The sequence below is a fragment of the Enterobacter cloacae complex sp. SHL021 genome (genome assembly GCF_049237765.1).
Taxonomy (GTDB): Bacteria; Pseudomonadota; Gammaproteobacteria; order Enterobacterales; family Enterobacteriaceae; genus Enterobacter; species Enterobacter cloacae.
Genome location: NZ_JBMKJG010000013.1, coordinates 140,323 through 165,323 on the forward strand (window position 1 = coordinate 140,323; position 25,001 = coordinate 165,323).

The 25,001-nt window shown below is 55.0% G+C and carries 22 protein-coding genes and 1 other RNA gene; 12 read left to right on the top strand and 11 right to left on the bottom strand.

What is annotated here, in order from left to right; genetic code table 11:
- Positions 1-220 precede the first annotated feature (220 nt).
- From nagA to kbaZ, 6 genes are read right to left on the bottom strand one after another with little or no spacing between them, the layout of a single operon-like run.
- Positions 221-1,354 (bottom strand): N-acetylglucosamine-6-phosphate deacetylase, encoded by a 1,134-nt coding sequence (nagA, locus tag ACOTZF_RS14920; RefSeq protein WP_129253339.1) that lies wholly within the window; start codon positions 1,352-1,354, stop codon positions 221-223.
- Complete coding sequence (gene agaF, locus ACOTZF_RS14925) at positions 1,351-1,785, bottom strand: PTS galactosamine/N-acetylgalactosamine transporter subunit IIA (protein ID WP_029883376.1); 435 nt, start codon at positions 1,783-1,785, stop codon at positions 1,351-1,353. The genes nagA and agaF overlap by 4 nt, the downstream gene beginning before the upstream one ends.
- Positions 1,786-1,801: 16 nt before the next feature.
- Positions 1,802-2,680: a PTS N-acetylgalactosamine transporter subunit IID gene (agaE, locus tag ACOTZF_RS14930; RefSeq protein WP_013098890.1), complete on the bottom strand. Its 879-nt coding sequence runs from the start codon at positions 2,678-2,680 to the stop codon at positions 1,802-1,804.
- Complete coding sequence (agaW, locus tag ACOTZF_RS14935) at positions 2,670-3,449, bottom strand: PTS N-acetylgalactosamine transporter subunit IIC (RefSeq protein ID WP_038983591.1); 780 nt, start codon at positions 3,447-3,449, stop codon at positions 2,670-2,672. Before agaW ends, agaE begins: the two co-directional genes overlap by 11 nt.
- A gap of 10 nt (positions 3,450-3,459) precedes the next feature.
- The gene (gene agaV / locus ACOTZF_RS14940) at positions 3,460-3,933 is read right to left on the bottom strand and encodes a PTS N-acetylgalactosamine transporter subunit IIB (protein ID WP_013098888.1); all 474 of its coding nucleotides are present in this window, start codon (positions 3,931-3,933) and stop codon (positions 3,460-3,462) included.
- A 19-nt stretch (positions 3,934-3,952) separates the two neighbouring features.
- Entirely contained in the window at positions 3,953-5,260 is a 1,308-nt protein-coding gene (kbaZ, locus tag ACOTZF_RS14945; RefSeq protein WP_013098887.1) for a tagatose-bisphosphate aldolase subunit KbaZ, read from the bottom strand.
- A gap of 239 nt (positions 5,261-5,499) precedes the next feature.
- Here kbaZ and ACOTZF_RS14950 point away from each other — a divergent pair, with 239 nt between their 5' ends.
- Positions 5,500-6,309 (top strand): DeoR family transcriptional regulator, encoded by an 810-nt coding sequence (locus ACOTZF_RS14950; protein ID WP_013098886.1) that lies wholly within the window; start codon positions 5,500-5,502, stop codon positions 6,307-6,309.
- 98 nt (positions 6,310-6,407) lie between these two features.
- Here the strand turns inward: ACOTZF_RS14950 and garD are convergent, their stop codons facing one another.
- Positions 6,408-7,979: a galactarate dehydratase gene (gene garD, locus ACOTZF_RS14955; protein ID WP_129253337.1), complete on the bottom strand. Its 1,572-nt coding sequence runs from the start codon at positions 7,977-7,979 to the stop codon at positions 6,408-6,410.
- Between the two features lie 352 nt (positions 7,980-8,331).
- Between garD and garL the strand changes: the two genes are divergently transcribed.
- The 10 genes from garL (at position 8,332) to ACOTZF_RS15005 (ending at position 20,985) form a co-directional block, all read left to right on the top strand.
- Entirely contained in the window at positions 8,332-9,102 is a 771-nt protein-coding gene (gene garL, locus ACOTZF_RS14960) for a 2-dehydro-3-deoxyglucarate aldolase (protein ID WP_013098883.1), read from the top strand.
- A gap of 21 nt (positions 9,103-9,123) precedes the next feature.
- Positions 9,124-10,014 carry a 2-hydroxy-3-oxopropionate reductase gene (gene garR, locus ACOTZF_RS14965; RefSeq protein ID WP_013098882.1) on the top strand — a complete coding sequence of 297 codons (891 nt, stop codon included), beginning with the start codon at positions 9,124-9,126 and terminating at the stop codon, positions 10,012-10,014.
- A gap of 59 nt (positions 10,015-10,073) precedes the next feature.
- Positions 10,074-10,452, top strand: an RNA gene (gene rnpB, locus ACOTZF_RS14970) — RNase P RNA component class A.
- Between the two features lie 687 nt (positions 10,453-11,139).
- Positions 11,140-12,060 (top strand): transcriptional regulator TdcA, encoded by a 921-nt coding sequence (tdcA, locus tag ACOTZF_RS14975; RefSeq protein ID WP_129253335.1) that lies wholly within the window; start codon positions 11,140-11,142, stop codon positions 12,058-12,060.
- 119 nt (positions 12,061-12,179) lie between these two features.
- Positions 12,180-13,169, top strand: a complete 990-nt coding sequence (gene tdcB, locus ACOTZF_RS14980; RefSeq protein WP_038983796.1) for a bifunctional threonine ammonia-lyase/L-serine ammonia-lyase TdcB — start codon at positions 12,180-12,182, stop codon at positions 13,167-13,169.
- Positions 13,170-13,178: 9 nt separating this feature from the next.
- Positions 13,179-14,510, top strand: a complete 1,332-nt coding sequence (gene tdcC, locus ACOTZF_RS14985) for a threonine/serine transporter TdcC (RefSeq protein ID WP_040021964.1) — start codon at positions 13,179-13,181, stop codon at positions 14,508-14,510.
- Positions 14,511-14,540: 30 nt separating this feature from the next.
- Positions 14,541-15,749: a propionate kinase gene (gene tdcD / locus ACOTZF_RS14990; protein ID WP_058651408.1), complete on the top strand. Its 1,209-nt coding sequence runs from the start codon at positions 14,541-14,543 to the stop codon at positions 15,747-15,749.
- A gap of 15 nt (positions 15,750-15,764) precedes the next feature.
- The gene (gene pflB / locus ACOTZF_RS14995; protein ID WP_058651407.1) at positions 15,765-18,059 is read left to right on the top strand and encodes a formate C-acetyltransferase; all 2,295 of its coding nucleotides are present in this window, start codon (positions 15,765-15,767) and stop codon (positions 18,057-18,059) included.
- Positions 18,060-18,330: 271 nt separating this feature from the next.
- Positions 18,331-19,662 carry an amino acid permease gene (locus ACOTZF_RS15000; protein WP_058651406.1) on the top strand — a complete coding sequence of 444 codons (1,332 nt, stop codon included), beginning with the start codon at positions 18,331-18,333 and terminating at the stop codon, positions 19,660-19,662.
- Between the two features lie 21 nt (positions 19,663-19,683).
- Positions 19,684-20,985 carry a serine dehydratase subunit alpha family protein gene (locus tag ACOTZF_RS15005; protein ID WP_058651405.1) on the top strand — a complete coding sequence of 434 codons (1,302 nt, stop codon included), beginning with the start codon at positions 19,684-19,686 and terminating at the stop codon, positions 20,983-20,985.
- Between the two features lie 62 nt (positions 20,986-21,047).
- Here ACOTZF_RS15005 and ACOTZF_RS15010 read toward each other — a convergent pair whose 3' ends face one another.
- Positions 21,048-21,749, bottom strand: a complete 702-nt coding sequence (locus tag ACOTZF_RS15010) for a pirin family protein (RefSeq protein ID WP_013098873.1) — start codon at positions 21,747-21,749, stop codon at positions 21,048-21,050.
- A gap of 104 nt (positions 21,750-21,853) precedes the next feature.
- On the opposite strand from ACOTZF_RS15010, the gene ACOTZF_RS15015 reads away from it, so the two are divergent.
- The gene (locus ACOTZF_RS15015; protein ID WP_014885334.1) at positions 21,854-22,756 is read left to right on the top strand and encodes a LysR family transcriptional regulator; all 903 of its coding nucleotides are present in this window, start codon (positions 21,854-21,856) and stop codon (positions 22,754-22,756) included.
- A 41-nt stretch (positions 22,757-22,797) separates the two neighbouring features.
- On the opposite strand, the gene ACOTZF_RS15020 is transcribed toward ACOTZF_RS15015, so the two are convergent.
- The 3 genes from ACOTZF_RS15020 to ACOTZF_RS15030 form a co-directional block, all read right to left on the bottom strand.
- Complete coding sequence (locus ACOTZF_RS15020; protein WP_013098871.1) at positions 22,798-23,163, bottom strand: DUF805 domain-containing protein; 366 nt, start codon at positions 23,161-23,163, stop codon at positions 22,798-22,800.
- A gap of 105 nt (positions 23,164-23,268) precedes the next feature.
- Positions 23,269-24,255: a glutathione S-transferase family protein gene (locus ACOTZF_RS15025; RefSeq protein ID WP_029883513.1), complete on the bottom strand. Its 987-nt coding sequence runs from the start codon at positions 24,253-24,255 to the stop codon at positions 23,269-23,271.
- Between the two features lie 72 nt (positions 24,256-24,327).
- Positions 24,328-24,720 carry a DoxX family protein gene (locus ACOTZF_RS15030; RefSeq protein WP_013098869.1) on the bottom strand — a complete coding sequence of 131 codons (393 nt, stop codon included), beginning with the start codon at positions 24,718-24,720 and terminating at the stop codon, positions 24,328-24,330.
- Positions 24,721-25,001 lie beyond the last annotated feature (281 nt).

Here is a 25,001-nt window from a genome sequence, read left to right on the forward strand (position 1 = left end):
CACATCAGACGCTGGCAAATGTGTCGCTATCTTTCGTTTCGTTTCACTTGTTCACTTAAGCAGTTAAATAAAATCTATAGAAAAGAAATCGAAAGTTCAATGAAAGAAAAGAAATAAAACGAAAAGTGTGATCGCGAAAGGAAAGGCTAATCTTAAGGAAAGGAAAAGAAAGGCCTTACGGTTTGGCGCCGTAAAGCCAAAAGGAGACACAATAAAAGGGCTAAAGGGGGAGAGCCTGGCCCTGAATCCAGATCTGCTGAAGGTGTAAACCGTCATCCAGCGCAATAATATTGGCGCGTTTCCCTGGCGCTAAGGAGCCAAGCTGATGATCAATGCCCAGCAGGCGGGCAGGATGCAGCGAAGCCATATGAATAGCCTCTTCTGCTGTCACACCCACATGTTCCACCATATGCCTGACGGCGGCATCCAGCGACAGCGTGCTTCCCGCCAGCCCGCCGGAGACGGTTTTCACTACGCCGTGGTGCATTGTGACCTCTTCGCCACAGAGCATATACCGCCCGTCCGGCATACCTGCCGCCTGCATGGCATCGGTAATCAGCACCACGCGGTCCTTCGCACAGCAGCTGCATATACGCATGGCGCCCGGATGAACATGATGACCGTCGGCAATAAGCTCCAGCCACGCCCGCTTGTCCGTCAGCCCGGCACCGACCATACCCGGCGCTCTGTGATGCAGCCCCGTCATACCGTTAAAGCAGTGCACCAGCCCGTCTGCACCGGCGTCAAAGGCGGCGAGGGTTTGGTCGTACGTGGCGCCACTGTGGCCCAGCATCACACGGATACCCCGCTGCTTCAGGTGGCGAATGGCCTGTAGCGCGCCGGGCTTTTCCGGTGCCAGTGCCACCACCTTCAGCGTGTTTTGCGATACCGCAATCAACGCGTCCAGCTCGGCGATATCCAGTTCACGAAACAGTGCAGGCGGATGCGCCCCTTTGTTCTGCGGCGTAAAGTACGGGCCCTCCAGATAGCTGCCCAGAATCTGCGCGCCAGGGCCGCCTGACTGACAGCGTCGGGCGATCCGCGTGAGTGCGCCGTGAATCGCCTCCAGCGGCGCGGTGACCGTCGTGGGTAAAAATGCCCCGACGCCTTCACGTGCTTTATGAAGAGCCAAAACGTTCAGCGCATCGGGGGCGTCATCCATCACATCCACACCCATGCCACCATGAACGTGAATATCGATGTACGCCGGACAAAGCTGCCCGGCATCGCGGGCGTTAACCCCCGCCGGGACAGGTTCAATCGCCGTGATAACGCCGTTCTCGATACGAAGCTGGTGGTCATCCAGCCAGCCCTGTTCGGTCAGTACCCGCCGCGCGCGCAGTAGCTGACTCATATCCCTTCCTCAGCGGGAGCTTCCTCGCGACAGCGGCCAAGCTCATCTACCAGGCTCGTCAGACCACGGTGACCACACTCCAGCGCCTGCCGACGAAACGCTTCGCTGCTCAGACCCTCACGTTCGAGCACCATCTCCAGCAGCAATTGCAGGTTGGTGCCGGTGATCACTTCGCTGCCCGGTCTTTTCATAGCGAGCGTAGAAGCAACGCGAAACGGCGTCCCGCCCAGCAGATCGGTAAGGAACACAATATCGTGCCGGGCATCGAGCTCGCTCACCGCCTGCTCAAGCTCCGCGGTCAGCCGCGCGGTGGTGGAGGTTTCCGGAAAATCGATGGCGATAAACTGCGGCTGCTCGCCGAGGATTTGCTTCATAGCCTGCTCAAGCCCGCTGGCAAATCCACCGTGACCCGTCAAAATAATGCCTAACATCGCAACCTCTTTGTTTTTACAGGAAGTGACAGAATTTACCGACAACACCCAGCACCACGGTGATACCAATCAGCCGCAGCGGGCTCCAGCCACGACGCACTAACCAGAACATGGTCAGGGTGTAGACCAGCGGCAGAAACGCAGGCATCAGCTTATCGATAACGTCAGCCTGCAGTTTAACGACCGCATCCCCGGCTTTGATTTCGAGTGTGGTATTGAGACGAACATAGGTTGCCACCAGCGCACCGATTACCGTCATCCCGACGATGGAAGCCGCATGGCCGACCTTTTTAGTATTGGCTTTGATCAACGGAATGGCTGCGACGCCCATCCGGTAAGCGTAATGCGCCAGGCCAAAACGCAGGCCGAGATGCACAACGTTAAACAGCACGATAAACACCACCGCACCCAGAATCGAACCTTGCAGCGCCAGGCTGGCGCCAATACCGCCGCAGATAGGCAGCAGGGTCAGCCAGAACATGGCGTCACCAATGCCGCCAAGCGGGGCACCGACGGCAATTTTGGTGCTCTGAATACTGTTTACATCCTGTTTGGAGCGTTCCATCGCCAGAATAATGCCAATAACAAAGGTCACCAGGAACGGGTGGGTATTAAAGAACCCCATGTGACCTTTCATGGCGCGTGCCAGATCGCGCTTGTTGGTATGGATCTTTTTCAACGCAGGCAGTAATCCATAAAGCCAGCCGGAGGCCTGCATACGTTCATAGTTGAATGAGGCCTGCAGCAGCATAGAACGCCAGGCGACGCGGTTGATGTCCTTTTTGGTCAGTTCGGCACCGATGCTCTGGTCTTCGTAGACGTTTTCATTGACGCCGGTCAGCAGCGTCTCTTCGCTTTCAGACACGCCCGGTAATGTTGTGTGATTAGATGCCATCTTCGAATTCCTCTTTCTGGGCTGCAGGTGCCGCCGGTTCAGGTGATTTGCGCATCAGGTCTATCAAAGCCATGGCCAGCGCGGCAGCGGCAATCGCCAGAACCGGAAGCTTGAGCCAGGCCGCAGCGACAAAACCGATAATGAAGTAGGGGATGTAGACGTTTTTCATCATTATTTTGAGCAGCACGGCAAAGCCAATGGCAGGCATGATGCCGCCCGCGACGCCAAGGCCATCAATCAGGCGCTCCGGCAGCACATCAATGGCGGTTTTCGCGTGCTCCGCACCAAAGTAAATGGGCAGAAATGCGCACAAGAAATAGAAGAGGCCAAGTGCCAGCAGAGCCAGATAGTTAACCCGTTCAATGCCGTTGGTATCTGCATTAGCCGCCATGCGATCGCAGCGGGACATCACGCCGGACATTACCGAGAAGAGGAAAGTAATTCCCATCTGTACCGCGACGGCAAACGGCACGGCGACCCCGACGGCGACATCCGGTTTCACGCCTGTGGTGATGGCAAACGTGGTCCCGACGATGGTGCCGATAATGACGTTTGGCGGCTGTGCGCCCGCGAGCGGTGCCAGACCCATCCAGACCAGCTCTAACGTCCCGCCGGTTAAAATCCCGGTGTGCAGATCGCCAAGGATCAGGCCAACCAGCGGCCCGAGTACGACCGGACGGTGCATGTGTGTTAAGCCATTAAACATATCCAGACCCGCGATAAAGGCGAGAAGCCCCAGCGCGAAAGCCTGCAACAGACTGATTTCCATTGTGAATCCCTCAAAGCAGTTTAAAGAGATCCAAAGCAGTCTCTGTTGGAACGCCCTGAACGAAGCATTCCACCCCGGCCGCTTTCAGGCCGTTGAAGGCGGCTATGTCGTCCGCGTCTACAGATACCGTTTTGGCAATTTGTTGTTTGCCACTGGCGTAGTGCATGTTTCCTACGTTGATACGGGTGATGGGCACGCCCCCCTCAACCAGCTTCAGAAAATCAGCGGGAGATTTACAGACCAGCAGAATTTTCTGGCGATCAGCGGCGCGATGAATGTTGTCGATCACTTTTTGCAATGACCAGAAACGCACGGCGATCCCCTCCGCGAGCACCATTTCCATCAGGTTCTGTTGAACCGGATCCTCTGCCACCTCGTCATTCGCGACCAGTACCAGGTTCGCCCCCGCGAACCCCACCCATTGCACGCCCACCTGACCGTGGATCAGACGTTCATCAATTCGGCATAAGACAATGTTTGGCATAGCTTTTTCCTCTTTTTAATTATGCATGCTGAGTCGTTACGCCTTCGCAGGCGGCGTGGTACTGCTGAAGTATGTCCTGAATGTGGTTGATGATGAGTTCTCGCGGCGTTGACTTGAGAGCCCCCTCGCGAACTTTGCTGTACTGCAACGGCAAATACTGGCTAATCAGCGGCAACGGTAGCGGTTCGTCCGCCAGGTTACGCACCAAACGTTCAAAGGCATCGTCAATCTGGCTGTCCGGCCAGTAGTAGCGTACGCGGTCAGAGTAGCTGTAGCCACGCGCCAGGCGGCGTGCGTTGCTGTCGCCATGGTAGTGGCTTTGCCAGTATTCCGGCCGATCGAGCATCACGTTTTCCAGCACGTGACGCAGGCCCGAGCTGGCTTTCGCTGGCAGCAGCTCTTCTTCTATGGCAGCCAGCGCAAAGAGTGCCTCACGCAGAGCGAAGGTAAGGGCCGGGCCGACTTTTAAAATGGCGAAGTGATCCTTTACCAGCTGGCGAAGCGCCTGTGGCGTCTGGTAGTCGGTAGAGTGCGCTTCAAAAACCAGCGTATCGTAGGCTTCAACCATGGTGCTCAGGGCATGGGCTTTTTGCGGCTGGTAGTCACAGACGTGCGCATGGTCGAACTCCACGCCAGGCTGAACCACCAGGCCAATAATGCGTGGCCAGATGTCACCTAACCCTTCCTTTTCGAACGCATGACGATGCGCCTCAAGCGTCGCGCGAGCCGCGTCCGGCGTGGTGACTTCAAGCTCGGTAAGCGTTTCGTGTGCGCCACCCGGCACAGGGACTTCAGTGCCAATGACATAGACCAGATCGGATTCACCAGACTGTTCACGGCAGGTCTGTTCGGCGACTTTCGCCAGACGTGCCGCGCGTTCGGCGACGATCGCGTCGGTCAAAGGAACCGGATCATCCTCGCAGGACATACTGCAGTCGAGGTGGATCTTTTTGAACCCGGCTGCGACATAGCTTTTGATAAGATCGTCAGCATTGGCCATCGCTTGCTGCGCGGGCAGGTGTTGCCAGCGGTTTGGCCCTAAGTGGTCGCCGCCGAGGATCAACTGTGACGCGGGGAAGCCAAGAGAGTCCGCCAGCTTGCGGACGAACCCGTAAAAGTCGGCGGGCGTCATGCCGGTGTAACCGCCAAACTGATCGACCTGGTTTGAGGTTGCTTCAATCAGCAGCGGCGTTTGTTGCGAATGGGCGTAACGAATTGCAGCTTCAAGTACTAATGGATGTGCGGAACAGACGGCATAAATCCCGTTTGAATTCCCCCGTTTATGTTGTTCCACCATATCAGTCAGATGTTTCACTTTCCTCTCCATTTCGGATGGTGATGGTATTCATCTTTCGTTTTGTTTCATTTGATACTGCATTATGGTGGTATAAAAATAAAACGAAAGATAATAGTTTTCCGATCTGTTTCACAAAAGAAACGCAATGAAAGGTTTCAGCGTCGGGAAGGGGAGGGTAAGAACGGTAGATGGGGCTTGCATTCCCCTAAAAGAAAGGCCTTAATAGGCAAAACGAAATGAAACGAAAGTTTATTTATAAAGGATCGCGTATGAGCAGCACTGATTCCTCCGCGGAAAAGCGCATCACCGGCACCAGTGAAAGGCGAGAGCAGATCATTCAGCGGTTGCGGGCGCAGGGAAGCGTACAGGTTAACGATCTTTCCCATTTATACGGCGTGTCGACGGTCACGATCCGCAACGATCTGGCTTTTCTGGAGAAGCAAGGTATCGCCGTTCGCGCCTATGGCGGCGCGTTGATTTGCGAAGGCAATGTGCCGGGCGTTGAACCCTCCGTTGAAGATAAAAGCTCGCTGAATACTGCCGTGAAGCGCAGCATCGCGAAGGTTGCCGCAGAACTGGTAAAGCCAGGGCATCGCATCATTCTGGATTCGGGTACCACAACGTTTGAAATTGCCCGAATGCTGCGCCAGCACACGGATGTGATTGCCATGACCAATGGCATGAACGTCGCGAACGCTTTGCTGGAAGCGGAAGGAGTGGAACTGCTGATGACAGGCGGGCATCTGCGCCGTCAGTCGCAATCCTTCTATGGCGACCAGGCGGAGCAGTCATTGCAGAATTATCACTTCGATCTTTTGTTCCTGGGCGTTGACGCCATCGATCTTGATCGTGGTGTGAGCACGCACAACGAAGACGAGGCGCGCCTCAACCGCCGGATGTGCGAAGTGGCAGAGCGTATTATTGTCGTGACCGACTCCAGCAAATTTAACCGCTCGAGCCTGCATAAAATCATTGATACACAACGGATTGATATGATTATTGTCGACGAAGGCATTCCGGCGGAGAGCCTGGATGGGTTGCGTAAAAGCGGGATCGATGTGGTGTTGGTGAAAGGGTAGTTTCTCCCCTCACCCTAACCCTCTTCCCACAGGGGAGAGGGGACTGCTCGGTGCGGTTTTTACCCTCTCCACTGTGGAGAGGGCAGGGTGAGGGGCTATCACGTCACCGGTGCCGGGTTAAATACCGCCAGCTGATTGTGCAGCCCCCACTGGTCCGAGAAGGTTTTCTTCCTGCCGCTCGCCACATCCAGAATAAAGTGGAACAGCTTCCAGCCTACCTCTTCTATGCTCTCTTCCCCGGTGGCAATGGTGCCTGCGTTAATGTCCATTAGGTCATACCAGCGGTTAGCCAGCTCAGTGCGGGTCGCCATTTTAATCACAGGCACCGCCATCAGGCCGTACGGCGTACCGCGTCCGGTGGTAAAGACCTGCACCGTAATACCGGAAGCCACCTGCTGGGTGCCGCAAACAAAGTCACTGGCCGGGGTTGCCGCGTAGATCAAACCGCGTTTCGTTGGGCGCTGGCCCGGCGAGAGGACTTCTACAATGGCACTTTGACCGGATTTGGCGATAGAGCCGAGCGCTTTTTCCACCACGTTCGCCAGGCCCCCTTTTTTGTTCCCCGGAGAGGGGTTGGCGCTGCGGTCGGTTTTTCCCATATTGAGGTAGTTATCGTACCAGGCCATCTCTTCGAGCAGGCGTTTGCCCACCTCTTCGTTGATGGCGCGCGGCGTGAGCAGATGAATGGCATCTCGCACTTCTGTCACTTCAGAGAACATCACCGTGGCCCCGCAGCGAACAAACAGGTCGGAGGCATAACCCACCGCCGGGTTGGCGGTCACGCCGGAAAACGCATCGCTGCCGCCACATTGTGTACCAATCACCAGCTCGGAAGCCGGGCAGGTCTCACGTTGACGCGTATTGAGTTTAGCCAGATGACGCTCTGCAACCTCAAGGATATCGTCAACCATCGAACGGAAACCAACGTGGTGTTCGTCCTGCAGACGTACAATGCTGGCCTCATCGGCCGGAATGGCTTTTACATCCTCGGTGCCCTGCAGCAGGCGCTCAGGCTGTAGCTTTTCACAACCCAGGCCTATCACCATCACTTCGCCACCAAAGTTCGGGTTCAGGGCGATATTGTGGATAGTTCGGATTGGCACCACGGCCGCAGGGGCATTGATCGCCACGCCGCAGCCGTAAAGGTGATTCAGCCCCACCACGCCATCAACGTTCGGGTACTTTGGCAGCAGATCGCGCTCAATGAGTTTCACCACGTAATCCACCACGCCTGCCACACAGTGAACGCTGGTGGTAATGCCGAGCAGATTCTTGGTTCCAACGCTGCCGTCTGCGTTGCGATAGCCTTCAAAGGTGTACCCTGCCAGCGGTGGCAGCGGCTCCGGGACGCGGGTCGCCAGCGGCAGGGTGTTCAACGGTGGGGCTTCTGGCAGCTCAACCATAGACTCATCAATCCAGCTGCCTTGCGGAATGGCACGGACGGCATAGCCAATGACTTCACCATAACGCACGATTTCACCCTGGGCCGGGATATCCACGAGCGCCACTTTATGCCCCTGCGGAATATGTTCAATCAGCTCCAGACCATCCGGGAAGCGGGTTCCGGCTTTTAAGCCATTGTCGTTCACAATAATTGCCACATTATCCGTGTCGTGAACTTTTATATAGAACGCCGTCGGCAACGCTTGTCGAATTTTAATGTCGGCCATTGTTCAATATTCTCCAGCAAAGAATCTGATAATAAATACAGCCAATTTTCTTATGGCAAAAATAAAAACGCAGCTTGCGAAAATAGAGCATGTCAGGAGACAGAGCGTGAGAATGTGATCGCGATCGCTCCCGAACCAGTAATGGCTGATTCTGTGCATCAGCGCCCAGTGGTTTGTGCATATGCTCAAAATATTATGGAAACAGAGCGTAACACTTGAGCATTAAAACAATGTGCTACCGGGAAGTGGCGATTATACTGAATGACGATTTTATCACGCCGAAATAGAGAATAAATATAACGCTGGTAATAAATATACTGACCAGGGCTGCGGAATTAAAAAGGTAAATACGATGAATAACGCTATCTTCCCAAATAAATTTAAAGCGGCGCTTGCGGCGCACCAGATTCAAATTGGATGCTGGTCCGCACTGGCAAACCCAATCAGCACCGAAGTGCTGGGTCTGGCGGGGTTCGACTGGCTGGTGCTTGATGGCGAGCATGCACCGAACGATATCAGCACCTTTATTCCGCAGCTGATGGCGCTCAAAGGCAGCCAGAGCGCGCCGGTGGTCCGCGTCCCCACGAACGAGCCGGTGATCATCAAGCGCCTGCTGGATATCGGCTTCTACAACTTCCTGATCCCGTTTGTTGAAACGCAGGAGGAGGCGGCACAGGCCGTGGCGTCAACACGCTATCCGCCGGAAGGGATCCGCGGCGTCTCCGTTTCGCATCGCGCCAACATGTTTGGCACCGTACCGGACTACTTTGCGCAGTCCAACAGCAACATCACCATTCTGGTACAGATTGAGAGTCAGCAGGGTGTCGATAACGTGGATGCCATCGCCGCCACCGAGGGCGTGGACGGCATTTTCGTCGGCCCAAGCGATCTGGCGGCCGCGTTTGGGCACCTGGGCAATGCGGGTCACCCGGATGTGCAGCGCGCCATTCAGCACATCTTTGCCCGCGCCAAAGCGCACGGCAAACCGTGTGGCATTCTGGCGCCGGTTGAAGCAGACGCACGCCGCTATCTGGAGTGGGGCGCGACCTTCGTTGCCGTCGGCAGCGACCTCGGCGTATTCCGTTCTGCGACGCAGAAATTAGCGGACGCTTTTAAAAAATAACCATCTTGAGGAAAACAGATTATGACGCTGAAAGTGGGTTTTATTGGCCTCGGCATTATGGGCAAACCAATGAGTAAAAACCTCATCAAAGCAGGATACTCCCTGGTGGTTTCAGACCATAATTCGCAGGCCGTGGCCGAAGTGATGGCGGCTGGCGCAGAAACCGCCACCACAGCCAAAGCCATTGCCGAGCAGTGCGATGTCATTATCACCATGCTGCCAAACTCTCCCCATGTAAAAGAGGTCGCGCTGGGTGAGAACGGCATTATCGACGGCGCGAAGCCGGGCCTGGTGTTGATCGACATGAGCTCCATCGCACCGCTGGCCAGCCGGGAAATCAGCGAGGCGTTGAAAGCGAAAGGCGTCGAGATGCTCGATGCCCCGGTGAGCGGCGGTGAACCGAAAGCCATCGACGGCACGTTGTCGGTCATGGTCGGCGGCGATAAGGCGATTTTCGACAAATACTACGATCTGATGAAAGCGATGGCCGGTTCCGTGGTGCACACCGGGGAGATTGGCGCGGGTAACGTAACCAAGCTGGCAAACCAGGTGATTGTGGCGCTGAATATTGCCGCCATGTCGGAGGCGCTCACTCTGGCCACCAAAGCGGGCGTCAATCCGGATCTGGTTTACCAGGCGATCCGCGGTGGGCTGGCGGGTAGCACGGTGTTGGACGCTAAAGCGCCGATGGTGATGGATCGTAACTTCAAACCCGGTTTCCGTATCGACCTGCACATTAAAGATCTGGCTAACGCGCTGGACACTTCTCACGGCGTAGGGGCCCAACTGCCGCTGACCGCCGCCGTCATGGAGATGATGCAGGCGCTACGTGCCGATGGTCTGGGCACCGCTGACCACAGTGCCATTGCGTGCTACTACGAAAAACTGGCGAAGGTGGAAGTCTCCCGTTAATTTCTGCTTCCCTACAACCAAGGGTGACAGCGGCGTGCAAACCCACTATACTGCGCGCCGAAGCTGACCAGACAGTCGCCGCTTCGTCGTCGTCCACCTTCGGGTGGAGACGGGCGGAGGGGAGGAAAGTCCGGGCTCCATAGGGCAGGGTGCCAGGTAACGCCTGGGGGGGAAACCCACGACCAGTGCAACAGAGAGCAAACCGCCGATGGCCCACGCAAGTGGGATCAGGTAAGGGTGAAAGGGTGCGGTAAGAGCGCACCGCGCGGCTGGTAACAGTCCGTGGCACGGTAAACTCCACCCGGAGCAAGGCCAAATAGGGGTTCACATGGTACGGCCCGTACTGAACCCGGGTAGGCTGCTTGAGCCAGTGAGCGATTGCTGGCCTAGATGAATGACTGTCCACGACAGAACCCGGCTTATCGGTCAGCTTCAACTTCTTAGAGAACCCCGCTTCGGCGGGGTTTTTGCTTAATGGGGCATGTACGCAGGTTAAGCGCAGCGCCACCCGGCAACCCCCCAAACGACACCAATTCTCATATTTGCGACATTAAGCACATTTCACTGTTTTCTCCATTCATTGCCGCTCTGCTGTCTAATCCCGATCGTTATCACGAAATTTACCGCTAAAAAATCCTGAATTCTGAGTATGATTAATTTGTTATGAATGTTAACTGGATGATCCCGAATGTTTTCTTATTTGATATGCATATTTTGAAATTAAAAACATTCATCCTAAGAATGTGTGACGTATTCCACTCTTTCCCGAACCTCTGTCAAATTACGCCCGTAAATTTCGAAAAACTGAAAGAATGTTTCACATGAATAATGGCTATTTATTGTTCTTTAATTGCCTGAAAGATAGTCTTTATTGATTTTTTAAACGCAGAAAAATTTATCCGGGTTATCGCCATAAAATAAATTTATTACCGCCATTTTTGTTGATCAATATCAGCGTGATAGCGTATTTGATTGGTTGTATTTTATTGATTTAAAAGGTTTTTAATGGGATATGGTAGTTCCTGGTAAGGGTGCGAAAAGGCAAATTGTGAGTAACAGCACATACCCCCTGAAACAATATTGAGTAGAATCCACCCCGTCATAGGGAAATAAGCGCAGAATATTATGAACACTATTATTCTACCGAAAACACAGCACCTCGTGGTATTTCAGGAAGTCATTAAAAGTGGCTCCATAGGTTCTGCAGCAAGACAACTGGGTCTGACGCAACCCGCCGTCAGCAAAATTATCAGTGACATCGAATCTTACTTCGGTGTGGAAGTGATGGTGCGTAAAAACACGGGCGTAAAACTGACGGCGGCGGGCCAGGTTCTGCTCTCGTACTCAGAGTCGATCACCCGTGAGATGAAAAACATGGTGAGCGAGATTAACAGCCTCAGTTTCAGCACCGTCATGGACGTCTCGTTTGGTTATCCGTCGCTGATTGGCTTCACGTTCCTCTCTGAAATGATCAAAAAATTCAAGGAAGTATTCCCGAAAGCGCGGGTCTCCATGTATGAAGCACAGCTCTCTTCTTTCCTTCCCGCCATTCGTGACGGGCGGCTGGACTTTGCCATCGGCACGCTGAGTGATGAAATGCTGCTGCAGGATCTGCATGTCGAGCCGCTGTTCGAGTCTGAATTTGTGCTGGTGGCCAGCAAATCACGAACGTGCACCGCCCCGACGACACTGGCATCGCTCACCCATGAGCAGTGGGTAATGCCGCAAACCGACATGGGCTACTACAAAGAACTTCTGACCACCCTGCAAGACAACCACATCAGTATTGAAAACATCGTCCAGACCGATTCCGTCGTCACCATTTATAACCTTGTCCTCAATGCCGACTACCTGACGGTGATCCCCCGCGACATGATTGCGCCGTTCGGTTCAGAGCAGTTTATAGTGCTACCAGTGGAAGATGAATTACCGGTAGCACGCTATGCCGCCGTGTGGTCAAAAAATTACAGAATTAAAAAATCAGCGTCAGTGTTAGTTGAGCTGGCGAAACAATATGCGTCACTGACCAGTGAACGACGACGATGAATAATTAATTTCCAAATAAGTACTGCCTATTTTTTGAAAAACACCCCAGAGCTTATTTTAGCTGTGCTCTGATACCCTGACTTTGCCCGAAAAGAATGAATTATTATAACGAGGATATTATGCATATTACCTACGATCTCCCGGTAACCATTGAAGATATTCAGGACGCCAGAAAACGACTGGCAGGAAAGATATATAAAACCGGCATGCCGCGCTCGAATTATCTCAGCGAACGCTGTAAGGGTGAAATCTTTCTGAAGTTTGAAAATATGCAGCGTACCGGCTCCTTCAAAATTCGCGGCGCGTTCAATAAATTAAGCTCGCTGACCGATGCTGAAAGACGTAAAGGGGTTGTGGCCTGCTCTGCGGGAAACCATGCGCAGGGCGTCTCCCTTTCCTGTGCCATGCTCGGCATCGACGGCAAAGTGGTGATGCCGATGGGCGCGCCAAAATCCAAAGTTGCCGCCACGCGTGACTACTCGGCGGAAGTGGTGCTGCACGGCGAGAACTTCAACGACACGATCGCCAAAGTGAGCGAAATCGTTGAGATGGAAGGGCGTATTTTTATCCCGCCTTACGATGACCCGAAAGTGATCGCCGGCCAGGGCACGATCGGCCTCGAAATTCTCGAAGATTTATACGATGTGGATAACGTCATTGTGCCCATCGGCGGTGGCGGGTTAATTGCTGGCATCGCAACGGCAATAAAATCGATTAACCCGACCATTAATATTATCGGCGTACAGTCTGAAAACGTTCACGGCATGGCGGCGTCGTATCAGGCGGGTGAAATTATTAACCATCGGGTTACCGGCACATTAGCAGACGGCTGCGACGTTTCTCGTCCGGGTAAATTAACCTTCGAAATTGTTCGTGAATTAGTCGACGACATTGTGCTGGTCAGCGAAGACGATATTCGTAACAGCATGATTGCGTTAATTCAGCGAAACAAAGTGGTGACCGAAGGGGCGGGGGCGCTGGCCTGCGCGGCGTTATTGAGCGGCAAGCTCGACCATTATATTCAGGGGCGCAAAACCGTCTGCATTATTTCCGGCGGCAATATCGATCTCTCTCGTGTTTCCCAAATTACCGGCTTCGTTGACGCATAAGGATGACCTATGAGCAACACTGAAAGCATTATCGTTGGCCAGACAAAAACGTCCTCCTGGCGTAAGTCAGACACCACCTGGACGCTGGGATTGTTTGGTACCGCCATTGGCGCAGGCGTGCTGTTCTTCCCTATACGTGCAGGTTTCGGCGGCTTGATCCCTATCCTGCTGATGCTGCTTCTCGCGTTCCCGATTGCGTTCTACTGCCACCGCGCGCTGGCGCGTCTGTGCCTGTCCGGTAGCAACGTTTCCGGCAATATCACCGAAACGGTGGAGGAGCATTTTGGTAAAACAGGCGGAGTGGTCATCACGTTCCTCTACTTCTTCGCCATTTGCCCGCTGCTGTGGATTTACGGCGTCACCATTACCAACACCTTTATGACCTTCTGGGAAAACCAGCTCCAGATGCCGGCGCTAAACCGCGGCGTGGTGGCGCTGTTCCTGCTGCTGCTGATGGCCTTTGTGATCTGGTTCGGTAAAGACCTGATGGTGAAGGTCATGAGCTATCTGGTATTCCCGTTTATCGCCAGTCTGGTGCTGATTTCCCTGTCGCTGATCCCTTACTGGAACTCGGCGGTGATCGACCAGGTTAACCTGAGCGATATCGCCTTCACCGGCCATGACGGCATACTGGTGACGGTGTGGCTGGGGATCTCCATCATGGTCTTCTCCTTTAACTTCTCGCCGATTGTCTCCTCGTTTGTGGTCTCCAAGCGCGAAGAGTACGAACCGGAGTTCGGTAAAGAATTCACCGAGCAGAAATGTTCCAGAATCATCGGCCGCGCCAGCCTGCTGATGGTCGCCGTGGTGATGTTCTTCGCCTTTAGCTGCCTGTTTACGCTCTCTCCGCAAAACATGGCTGATGCCAAAGCGCAGAACATTCCGGTGCTTTCTTATCTGGCGAACCATTTTGCGTCGATGTCAGGCACCAAATCGACGTTTGCGACGGTGCTGGAATACGGCGCCTCTATCATCGCGCTGGTCGCAATCTTCAAATCTTTCTTCGGCCACTATCTGGGCACGCTGGAAGGGCTGAACGGCCTGATCCTGAAGTTCGGGTACAAGGGCGATAAGAAGAAAGTCTCGGTGGGCAAACTGAACACCATCAGCATGGTCTTCATCATGGGCTCCACCTGGGTTGTCGCGTATGCCAACCCGAACATTCTGGACCTTATTGAGGCCATGGGAGCACCCATCATCGCTTCTCTGCTGTGTCTGTTGCCGATGTATGCCATCCGCAAAGCCCCGGCAATGGCGAAGTATAAGGGCAGACCCGAGAACATCTTCGTCACCGTTGTCGGTCTGCTGACCATTCTGAACATCGTTTACAAACTGTTCTAAATCAATGCTCAGGAAGAGCGGAGTCACACCATGATTGAGTTTCCGGTTGTACTGGTTATTAACTGCGGTTCGTCCTCTGTTAAGTTTTCAGTGCTCGATGCCAGCAGCTGCTATGCCCTGATGACGGGCATTGCCGACGGTATCAACACTGAAAAAGCCTTTATTTCCGTGAACGGGAGTGAGCCAGCCACACTGGCTCACCATGACTACGAAGGGGCGCTGGCTGCCATCGCCCTGGAGCTGGAGAAGCGTGACCTGATGAGCAGCGTGGCCTTAATTGGCCACCGCATTGCCCACGGCGGTGAACGCTTCAGCGAGTCGACCCTTATCACGGAGCAGGTTATCAATGAGATCCGCCAGGTTTCTTCTCTGGCACCACTGCACAACTACGCCAACTTAAGCGGTGTGGAAGCGGCGGAACGCCTGTTCCCGAACGTTCAGCAGGTGGCGGTGTTTGACACCAGTTTCCATCAGACGCTGCCGCCGCAGGCGTATCTTTACGGGTTGCCGTACCGCTATTTTGAGGAGCTGGGCGTGCGGCGCTACGGTTTTCACGGTACTTCCCACCGCTACGTTGCCGGGCAGGCGCATGCGCTTCTCGGGCTTTCGCCGGACGACAGCGGGTTAGTGATTGCCCACCTGGGTAATGGCGCGTCGATTTGCGCGGTTCGTAATGGCAAAAGCGTCGATACCTCGATGGGGATGACGCCGCTGGAAGGGCTGATGATGGGCACGCGCTGTGGCGACGTGGATTTTGGCGCGATGGCGTGGATTGCCCAGCAAACCGGCCAGTCGTTCGAGGATCTGGAGCGTGTGGTTAACAAAGAATCTGGCTTGCTGGGGATCTCCGGAATTTCCGCCGATCTCAGGACGCTGGAAAAAGCCTGGCGCGAGGGAAATCCGCGGGCGCAGCTGGCGATAAACACCTTTGTGCACCGCATTGCACGGCATATCGCCGGACACGCGGCGTCGCTGCATCGCCTGGACGGGGTGGTGTTTACCGGAGGGATTGGCGAGAACTCTACGCTCATCCGCAGGCTGGTAGCAGAACATCTCAAGGTCTTTGGCCTCATCCTCGACGAGACCCGCAACGCCCTGCCTGGCAGCGCGGGTGAACGCATCATCAGCGCCGATACGTCCCGCGTGGCGTGTGCGGTGATCCCTACCAATGAAGAAAAAATGATCGCGCTGGACGCCCTCCGTCTTGGGAAGGTTACCCCGGCTGCGGCTTACGCCTGACAGAGCGAGAATCTCATGAAAGTAACGATTGATACGCGCGTTGCGCCCTACAGCGACGCATGGGCCGGGTTTCGCGGTGAAGAATGGAAAGACGCCGTTAACGTGCGCGATTTTATTCAGCATAACTACACCCCTTATGAAGGCGACGAAACTTTCCTCGCGCAGGCGACGCCAGCAACGACGGCGCTGTGGCAAAAGGTGATGGTGGGGATTCGCCAGGAAAATGCCACCCACGCCCCGGTGGATTTCGATACCAACATCGCCACCACCATTACCGCTCACGGACCGGGCTATATCGACCGGGAGCTGGAGACCATCGTCGGCCTGCAAACCGATAAGCCGCTCAAGCGCGCCCTGCATCCGTATGGTGGGATCAACATGATCCGCAGCTCGTTCGAAGCCTACGGCCGCGAGATGGATCCGCAGTTCGAATACCTGTTTACCGACCTGCGTAAAACCCATAACCAGGGCGTGTTTGACGTCTACTCGCCGGAGATGATGCGTTGCCGTAAATCGGGCGTACTGACCGGGCTGCCGGACGGCTACGGACGCGGGCGCATCATCGGCGACTACCGCCGCGTGGCGCTGTACGGCATCAGCTATCTGGTGCGTGAGCGTGAACTGCAGTTCGCGGATCTGCAGCCGAGACTGGAACGCGGCGAGGATCTGGAGGCGACGATCCGCCTGCGCGAAGAGCTGGCGGAGCATAAGCGTGCGCTGCTGCAGATCCAGCAGATGGCGGCGAACTACGGCTTTGATATCTCGCGTCCGGCGATGAACGCGCAGGAAGCGGTGCAGTGGCTGTACTTTGCCTACCTGGCCGCAGTGAAATCCCAGAACGGTGGGGCGATGTCGCTGGGGCGTACCGCGTCATTCCTCGATATCTACATTGAACGCGATATGCAGGCCGGACGCCTTAGCGAGGTACAGGCCCAGGAGCTGATCGACCACTTCATCATGAAGATCCGCATGGTGCGTTTCCTGCGTACGCCGGAGTTCGACACGCTCTTCTCTGGCGATCCGATTTGGGCGACAGAGGTGATCGGCGGGATGGGGCTGGACGGCCGCACGCTGGTGACCAAAAACAGCTTCCGCTACCTGCACACGCTGCACACCATGGGGCCTGCGCCAGAGCCAAACCTGACGATCCTGTGGTCTGAACAACTGCCGATCGCGTTCAAGAAATACGCCGCGCAGGTCTCGATTGTCACCTCGTCGCTGCAGTATGAGAACGACGATCTGATGCGTGCCGACTTCAACAGCGACGACTACGCCATTGCCTGCTGCGTCAGCCCGATGGTGATCGGCAAGCAGATGCAGTTCTTTGGTGCCCGCGCCAACCTCGCCAAAACGCTGCTGTATGCGATCAACGGCGGGGTGGATGAGAAGCTGAAGATCCAGGTCGGGCCGAAAACCGCGCCGCTGCTGGACGAGGTGCTGGACTACGACACCGTGATGGCGAGCCTGGATCACTTTATGGACTGGCTGGCGGTACAGTACATCAGCGCGCTGAATCTCATTCACTACATGCATGATAAGTACAGCTACGAAGCCTCGCTGATGGCGCTGCACGATCGGGACGTCTACCGCACCATGGCCTGCGGTATCGCCGGACTGTCGGTGGCCGCCGATTCCCTGTCGGCCATTAAATATGCGACGGTGAAACCGGTGCGCGACCATACCGGTCTGGCGGTCGATTTTGTCATTGAAGGGGTTTATCCGCAGTACGGTAACAACGACGATCGCGTGGACAGCATCGCCTGTGACCTGGTGGAGCGCTTTATGAAGAAGATTCAGGCGTTACCAACCTATCGTAACGCGGTGCCGACCCAGTCGATCCTGACCATCACCTCGAACGTGGTGTACGGCCAGAAGACCGGCAACACGCCAGACGGACGCCGGGGCGGCACGCCGTTTGCGCCGGGTGCCAACCCAATGCACGGACGTGACAGAAAAGGGGCAGTGGCGTCGTTAACCTCGGTTGCCAAGTTGCCGTTCACCTACGCCAAGGATGGGATCTCTTACACTTTCTCCATCGTGCCGCAGGCGCTGGGCAAGGACGAGCTGGTACGCAAAACCAACCTTGTGGGGCTGCTGGACGGGTACTTCCACCATGAAACAGCCATCGAGGGCGGGCAGCATCTGAACGTCAACGTCATGAACCGGGAAATGCTGCTGGATGCCATTGAGCACCCGGAAAATTACCCGAACCTGACGATCCGCGTTTCGGGGTATGCGGTGCGGTTTAATGCCCTGACGCGCGAGCAGCAGCAGGATGTGATTTCAAGGACGTTTACGCAGGCGATGTAATCCAGGCTAAGGCTGGGCCTCCCCTTTGGGGAGGCTTTTAATTTCGTGAATGCCATCACGTTTAGAAAATATCCACCTTATTGAGTATTTCAAAAGCAAATCTTCCTCCAGCATTAGAAAAGCCCTATTTATTTTGTGACTTTTTTCTCCCTCTCTCCGGCTATGATTTTCTCACACTAACAACAAGCACCTGCACTCTCTGACTCGCCATCGCTGGCGAACGGAAACCTATAAAAATTAATCAGTTACCCTACAAAAAAGCGAGTGCCTTATGGATACGGCTACAAACAGCAGTGTGATTGTGAATGATTCCCCCGCGGCTAGGCGGGCGGGAATGCGTGAGAGCGAATGGCGCGAGGCGATCAAGTTCGACAGTACCGATACGGGCTGGGTCATCATGAGTATCGGGATGGCCATCGGCGCGGGGATTGTTTTTCTCCCGGTGCAGGTCGGATTAATGGGGCTGTGGGTCTTTTTGCTCTCGTCCGTGATTGGATATCCGGCGATGTATTTATTCCAGCGCCTGTTTATTAATACGCTGGCGGAATCACCGGAATGCAAAGATTATCCGAGCGTCATTAGCGGATATCTCGGGAAAAACTGGGGCATCTTATTGGGCGCACTCTATTTTGTGATGCTGGTCATCTGGATGTTTGTCTATTCCACCGCCATTACCAACGACAGCGCCTCTTATTTGCAGACCTTTGGCGTTACCGACGGGCTACTCTCAGAAAACCCGTTCTACGGGTTAGTGCTGATCTGTATTCTGGTGGCCATCTCTTCCCGCGGTGAAAAGCTGCTGTTTAAAGTCTCCAGCCTGATGGTGTTGACCAAGCTATTTGTGGTTGCCGCGCTGGGCTTGTCGATGATTGGCCTCTGGCATTTAGCCAACGTAGGCATGCTGCCGCCGATGGGGCTGCTGATTAAAAATGCCATCATTACGCTTCCCTTTACCTTAACCTCCATTCTGTTTATTCAGACCTTAAGCCCGATGGTGATCTCCTACCGTTCACGGGAAAAGTCCGTTGAGGTGGCGCGTCATAAAGCGCTGCGCGCCATGAATATCGCCTTTGGCGTGCTGTTTGTGACGGTATTCTTCTACGCCGTCTCCTTCACGCTGGCGATGGGGCACGATGAAGCGGTAAAAGCCTATGAGCAGAACATCTCTGCCCTGGCGATTGCGGCGCAGTTTATCAGCGGAGAGGGTGCGGGCTGGGTCAAAATCGTCAGCGTGATCCTCAATATCTTTGCTGTTATGACGGCCTTCTTCGGCGTCTATCTTGGCTTTCGCGAGGCCACGCAGGGCATCGTGATGAACATCCTGCGTCGCAAAATGTCGGCAGAGAAAATCAATGAAAACACCGTGCAGCGCGGGATTATGCTGTTCGCCATCCTGCTGGCCTGGAGCGCGATTGTGTTAAACGCGCCGGTGTTGAGCTTCACCTCCATTTGCAGCCCCATCTTCGGCATGGTGGGCTGCCTGATCCCTGCATGGCTGGTCTACAAGGTACCCGCCCTGCATAAATATAAAGGCGTATCACTGGTGATTATCATCATTACCGGGCTGCTGCTTTGTGTTTCTCCTTTCCTCGCATTCTCCTGAGGAGCAATTAAGGTCGTAACGATGTCTGAGCAAACTAACCCTTTATGGAATCATTTTATTCGCGCGGTGCAGGAAGAGGTTAAACCTGCGTTGGGGTGCACTGAACCTATCTCTCTGGCGCTGGCCTGTGCGATAGCCGCTGAGCACCTGCCCGGTGAGGTAACGCGCATTGAAGCATGGGTATCGCCCAATCTGATGAAAAATGGGCTTGGCGTAACGGTACCCGGCACCGGCATGGTCGGGCTACCCATTGCGGCGGCGCTGGGAGCGACGGGCGGGAATGCCCGCGCCGGGCTGGAGGTGCTAAAAGGGGCGTCAGCCGATGCGCTGGAACGCGCCAAAGCCCTGCTCAATGCGGGTCAGGTCCAGGTGAAACTGCAGGTGCCGTGCGAGGAAATCCTCTATTCGCGCGCCTGTGTTTATGCCGGAGAGGCCTCGGCCATGGTGACCATCGCAGGCGGGCATACTCGCGTGGTGGAGGTGGTCTGTGAGGGCGAAACACGCTTCACCCGTGATGAACAGCCGGGAGAGGCGGGTGACGATCCGCTGGAGGTGTTCTCTCACACCACGCTGTCGGCGATCCTCACGTTCGTGGAGCAGGTTCCGTGTGAGGCGATCCGCTTTATTCTGCAGGCGGGGCAGCTTAACGATGCCCTTTCTCGTGAAGGGCTGAGCGGAAAATGGGGGCTGCATATTGGCGCGACGCTGAATAAGCAGCGTACGCGCGGATGGATGGCGAAGGATGTTGGCTCGGACATTGTTATCCGCACCAGCGCGGCCTCTGACGCCCGAATGGGCGGTGCTACGCTTCCGGCAATGAGCAATTCAGGGTCCGGCAATCAGGGGATCACCGCCACCATGCCGGTAGTGGTTGTGGCGGAGCACGTTCAGGCTGATGAGGAACGGCTGGCCAGAGCGCTGATGCTGTCCCATCTTTCGGCGATCTATATCCACGCCCAGCTTCCGCGCCTGTCGGCGCTGTGCGCTGCGACAACCGCAGCGATGGGGGCGGCAGGCGGCATGGCCTGGCTGATGGGGGGAAACTATCAAACGATCGCGATGGCCATCAGCAGCATGATCGGTGACGTCAGTGGGATGATTTGCGACGGCGCTTCAAACAGTTGTGCCATGAAAGTCTCAACCAGCGTCAGCAGCGCCTGGAAAGCGGTGATGATGGCGCTGGATGAGTCTGCCGTGACGGGCAATGAAGGGATTGTGGCGCACGATGTGGAGCAGTCTATCTCTAACCTGTGCGCGTTAGCGTGCCGCTCAATGCAGGCAACGGACCGGCAGATTATTGAGATTATGGCGAGTAAGGTGTAGCGAGTTCAGGTGCTCGATCGGTTCCCTCTCCCTGTGGGAGAGGGTTAGGATGAGGGCATTCTCTACACCGGCAAATCAATCAGCAGCGCACGCAGCGGCGTATCGGCCACCAGCGTAATATTCGCTTCATCACGAATAAACGCCCCGTCGCCGCAGGTGAGCGCCTCTTTCTCTTCCGTGTGCGTTACCGCATGCACCGTACCGTGAATCGATTGCAGGTAGGCGCGCGGGCCATGAAGCTGGAAGCTCGCCTGTTCACCTTTCTTCAGTTCAATATGGTGCAGCCACACCTGCTGACGCAGTTGCAGGCTGCCTTTGCTCCCGTCCGGAGAAGCGATCAGCTGTTGCTTTTCGCTCTGCAGATCGATTTTTTGCACCAGCGGATTTTCCCGCTCAGGGCAGGCATCCAGCCACAGCTGCATGCGGGTCAGCGTTTTGTCTTTGCTGAGATTATGCTCGCTATAGCTAATGCCCGGCTGCGTGGAAATTAACAGCGCTTCGCCAGCCTTTGCCTGGACATGATTGCCCTCGCTATCGCGGTATTCTGCCTCGCCTTCCAGGATCAGGTTCAGGATATCGACTTTCGGATACGTACGCGGCTGGAAGGAGGCGCCCGGGGCGAGCACTTCCTGATTTAACACGCGCAGTGAAGCGTAACCGAGGAGTTTAGGGTCAAAGTAGTGTCCAAAGGAAAAGGTGTAGCGGGCCTGCAGCCAACCGAAATCGGCTTGTCCGCACTGTTTAGCTGTTCTTGTCGTAATCATAAACTTGACCTCTCTTTACACTAAAACAATGGTAAAGGTATGGACGCTTCATTGTTAGCCAGATATTCTGCCCGGTATGTTCAAATTTCCTGAATGAGAACGAGATGGCTAAAGAGAGAGCATTGACGCTTGAGGCGCTTCGCGTCATGGACGCGATTGACAGGCGTGGCAGCTTTGCCGCCGCGGCAGATGAACTGGGGCGCGTTCCGTCTGCGCTCAGCTATACCATGCAAAAGCTGGAGGAAGAGCTGGACGTGGTGCTCTTTGACCGTTCCGGTCATCGAACAAAATTCACGAACGTTGGACGGATGCTGCTGGAACGTGGTCGCGTACTGCTGGAAGCGGCGGATAAACTGACGACGGACGCCGAGGCGCTGGCACGCGGCTGGGAAACCCACCTGACGCTGGTCACTGAGGCTCTGGTGCCTACCGAGGCGTTATTCCCGCTGGTAGACAGGCTGGCAGACAAAGCGAATACGCAGCTTTCAATCATCACCGAGGTGCTGGCAGGCGCGTGGGAGCGTCTGGAGACGGGCAGGGCGGATATCGTGATTGCGCCGGATATGCACTTCCGTTCATCGTCTGAGATCAACTCCCGTAAACTCTACAGCGTGATGAACGTTTACGTCGCCGCGCCAAATCACCCGATTCACCAGGAGCCGGAGCCGCTTTCTGAAGTGACGCGCGTGAAGTACAGGGGCGTGGCGGTTGCGGATACCGCGCGTGAACGTCCGGTGCTAACGGTGCAGTTGCTGGATAAACAGCCGCGTCTGACGGTCACATCGCTGGAAGATAAGCGCCAGGCATTGCTGGCAGGACTGGGCGTGGCGACCATGCCGTATCCGTTTGTTGAAAAAGATATTGCTGAAGGGCGCCTGCGCGTCGTCAGCCCGGAGTACACCAGCGAAGTGGATATCATTATGGCGTGGCGTCGCGACAGCATGGGCGAAGCGAAATCGTGGTGTTTGCGAGAAATTCCAAAGCTCTTTGCGCATCACAACAAATAAAAGAGTAAGCCCGATGTGCCTAAGCGCCATCGGGCATAAATTTACGCGCCGATCTTCGGATCCGGACCAAAGCGGTTTTCACCCGGCGTCCCGCTCTGACAGTTGAAGATTAAAATCACAATCCACCCCACTACCGGGATTAACAGCAGCAGTAACCACCAGGCGGAACGATCCGTGTCGTGAAGCCGGCGGAACTGTACGGCCCAGGACGGCAGAAGAATAAAGATGGCATAAATCGATGTAAGGACGCCTTCCCCACTCGCCCACTCCCAGCCCAGAATTTTATCCACGATGCTCAGCACCAGAGCAAAAATGAAGTTCACCAGAATGAACATCCAGTACTCTTTGCGGCGCGCGCGGCCACCAAATCCAATGTAGTTGCGCAGTACGTTTAAATACCAATCCATTTCCTTGCCTCATTTATCAGTCAATCACTTGTTTTCTAAGCGATCGAGGTAAGGATAGATGGAGATTGTGAATTAAAAAAGGGCATCTCACGATGCCCTTAATATTTATCCAAAACGAACGTCGCGCCCGTGGGGTTCATTCAGATCCTGCCACGGCCCGATGGAGATAATACCCGTCGGGTTAATGGTTTTGTGGCTGCGGAAATAGTGGGTGCGGATATGGTCAAAATCGACCGTTTCGGCAATTCCCGGCATCTGGTAGATGTCGCGCAGGAAACCATACAAGTTCAGATAATCGCTGATGCGGTGTTTGTCACACTTAAAGTGGGTGACATAGACCGGATCAAAACGAACCAGCGTCGTCCACAGGCGGATATCCGCTTCCGTCAGACGATCGCCCGTCAAATAGCGGTGCTGGCCGAGGATCTGCTCCAGACGCTCAAGAGATTCAAAGACTTTTCCAACCGCTTCGTCGTAGGCTTCCTGGCTGGTGGCAAAACCGGCCTTGTAAACGCCGTTATTAACGTTGTCGTAAATCCAGCTGTTCAGCTCATCGATTTTGTCTCGCAGCTCAACCGGATAGTAATCCCCGGCGCGCGCGCCATGGGCGTCGAAGGCGGTGTTGAACATGCGGATGATCTCCGCAGACTCATTGCTGACAATCGTCTGGTTTTTCTTATCCCACAGAACCGGTACGGTGACGCGCCCGGTGTAGTGCGGGTCGGCGCGCAGATAAAGCTGGTAGAGGAAATCGTGATGATACAGTTCATCACCCGTCGCAGCAGGGAAATCACGGTCGAACGTCCAGCCGTTTTCCAGCATTAGCGGGTTCACCACCGACACCGGAATTAAGGATTCGAGGCCTTTCAGCTTGCGCACAATCAGCGTGCGGTGCGCCCATGGGCAGGCGAGGGAAACATAGAGGTGATAACGATCTTTCTCGGCCGCAAAGCCACCTTCGCCACTCGGGCCGGCAGCACCATCGGCGGTAAGCCAGTTACGGAAGGCCGAAACAGAGCGCTTGAAGCGTCCACCGGTGGATTTGGTGTCATACCAGACATCCTGCCAGACGCCGTCTACGAGTTGTCCCATTTTTTTCTCCTCCGTCAGATAGCAAAAGCGAGGAGAGGTCTCCTCGCTTTGTGTTTATTCAGTATAGCGTGCTTACCATTTCTTATTCAGAACGCGGTCGATGCTGTATGCGCCCGGGCCGGTGACAGCCAGCAGCAGGAAGCCACCCGCGATGGTCAGGTTTTTCATGAACATCAGGGAGTTCACGCCTTCAGCAAAGTTGCTGTGGAAGATGAACGCCGTCAGTAGGGTGAAGCCCGCAGTAAACAGCGCGGTGGTACGGGTCAGGAAGCCGAACAGTACCGCCAGGCCGCCGCCGAACTCAAGCAGAATGGTCAGTGGCAGCATGAAGCCCGGAACGCCCATGGCTTCCATATACTGCTGGGTACCCGCATAACCGGTGATTTTGCCCCAACCTGCAACGATGAACAGAATTGGCATCAGAATACGTGCTACCAGTACACCAACATCTTCTAATTTTTTCATTTTACTCTCCAGGAAACCACATCAGCGGCTGAACATTATTTGTCTGCAAATTCGGGTAGATACCGCGTCTTTGCTGTCGATGGAGAGCATCATAAACGTGACGGTTGGCGATTGTTAGCAAGGAAAACTGTCAATCTTTTTCAAAGATATTGAGTAAGGGCAGGAGCGCGCTGGTGCCCTCACCCCAACCCTCTCCCACAGGGCTGAGGGATCCCCAGTAATATGGTCATGCCACCATGACCATATTACTGTACTCTTTTCCCAGCTTTTTCATCTCGTTA